The sequence below is a fragment of the Legionella sp. km772 genome, from assembly GCF_003989735.1.
Lineage (GTDB): Bacteria > Pseudomonadota > Gammaproteobacteria > Legionellales > Legionellaceae > Legionella.
The window spans coordinates 1-1,752 of sequence record NZ_RZGQ01000316.1 but is presented as its reverse complement, the minus strand read 5'-3'; the positions used below and the strand labels follow the sequence as shown (position 1 = coordinate 1,752).

The following is a 1,752-nucleotide window of genomic DNA, read 5'->3' as shown; positions in this document are numbered from 1 at the left end:
TATGACTTTACTCAGGATATTGAAGAACAGGATATATTGTTTGATATGGACAAAATATTAGCACTTAAGGTCGCTTAACTATCTCATTGCCAGTTTGGGCTGGATATGCGGTAAAACCCTATTTATCACTCATTTCTTTTTTCATTCTCCTATCAGGACTAGTAATTTTAGACGGTTTATTACCCGCCGTTAAAATCAAAAAATTCATTAATGCAAAAGGACTTAGGTATGAATAAAATTATAACTAAGCTCTTATTTATTTTCTTTCTGTTAATTTCTTTCCTTGCAAAGAGCAGCCCCCTTAATCTTTCTTTCCCTATAGATCATGGACGGCACAGCAATGCTGAATTGGAATGGTGGAATTTTTTTGGCCACTTAGTCGATAGTAATAACCACGTATTTGGCTTTACCCTCAATTTTATTCGCACTGGCGTACCGCCCCAGCAGCCACCCTCACTATGGATAACAGAGGATATTTACACTTCCTATTTCACCATAACTGATGGTGAAAATAAGCAGTTTTATACTCAAGAAAAAATGAATCGCACGAGCTTTAATTTTGCAGGTGCAAGCACTACACAACTTTCAATCTGGAATCGAGATTGGACTAGCTTTATGGACTTGAGTACTCTTTTTCTACAGGCTGAAACGAAGGAGGCCACACTCAAATTACGTTTAGCTCTTGCCAAGCCACCGCTTTTATTTGGACAAAATGGTTTTTTTGATAGTTTAAATTTATATTATTACGCACTGCCTAATTTACAAGGGGAGGGTGAACTTCGATTAGGAGAACAAAGCTATCGAATAATTTCGGTCAAAGGTGGGATGGATCATGCTTTTCAAATGAAGAATAACAGCGACCTTCTTTGGGATAAGTTTGTAATTCAGCTTAATAATGGGGATGATATATTTCTCTACATCCTATCTTCTAAAAACAGTACCTTTATCTCACCTGAAAGTTTTTGCATTATTAATTATGCTGATAGTAAATCTGTTTTTTTAAAGTTAGCTGATTTCCAATTTTCGAAATTAAACTCCTGGTATAGTGAAACCACTAAAATTAACTACCCCTCTGGTTGGTCCCTTAATATTCCAAGCGCTAATTATCATTTGGAGATTACTCCAATTCTCAAAAACCAAGAAATTATTGCAATGAATGATATTTATTGGCAAGGGCAAAGTTTTATTATTGGAGATAAAGACAATACTGCTGTTAAAGGATATGCTTATGTGGAGTTGTCTAAGAAAATAAATCGGGATTATATTTTATAAAGGATTAATTATGAAATTTATTATATTCAAATTGTTAATTGTAGGATCCATACTCATTCTTACCAGCTGTAGTTAAAGAATTTCTAATTAAGAGCCCTTTCTTAGGAAATGGCTCTTAAGAGCTTTATACTCAAGATAAAATTTCAGTAACACGTGCTAACCATTTATTATTGTCCTCTCTAACGAGAAGATGAGTCCGGCCATATTGTTTATTATTCAATGGGCAATGAATGAGCTGGGAAAGCTCTTTATTACATCTTAGGAAAAAATATTTGCATTCTTTCGATACACTCTTTATATGATGCGTGACTAGAAGCTGACCAAAAGGTGTATTTGTATTTAGTATGTCTCTTTTTAATTTATTAGCTCATGTTACGCACATAAACTTGTAGTTTGACTAAAAAGCATTAGAATTCCGCCCTTAATTTTAGGGAGGGAATTAAATGGATATGCTTGATCTTTATAGTGATTATTTGATTT

At 34.0% G+C, this 1,752-nt stretch carries 1 protein-coding gene; it reads left to right on the top strand.

What is annotated here, in order from left to right; translation table 11 throughout:
• Positions 1–228 precede the first annotated feature (228 nt).
• Positions 229–1,272 (top strand): carotenoid 1,2-hydratase, encoded by a 1,044-nt coding sequence (locus tag ELY15_RS15575; protein WP_158617527.1) that lies wholly within the window; start codon positions 229–231, stop codon positions 1,270–1,272.
• The last annotated feature ends 480 nt before the right edge of the window (positions 1,273–1,752 follow it).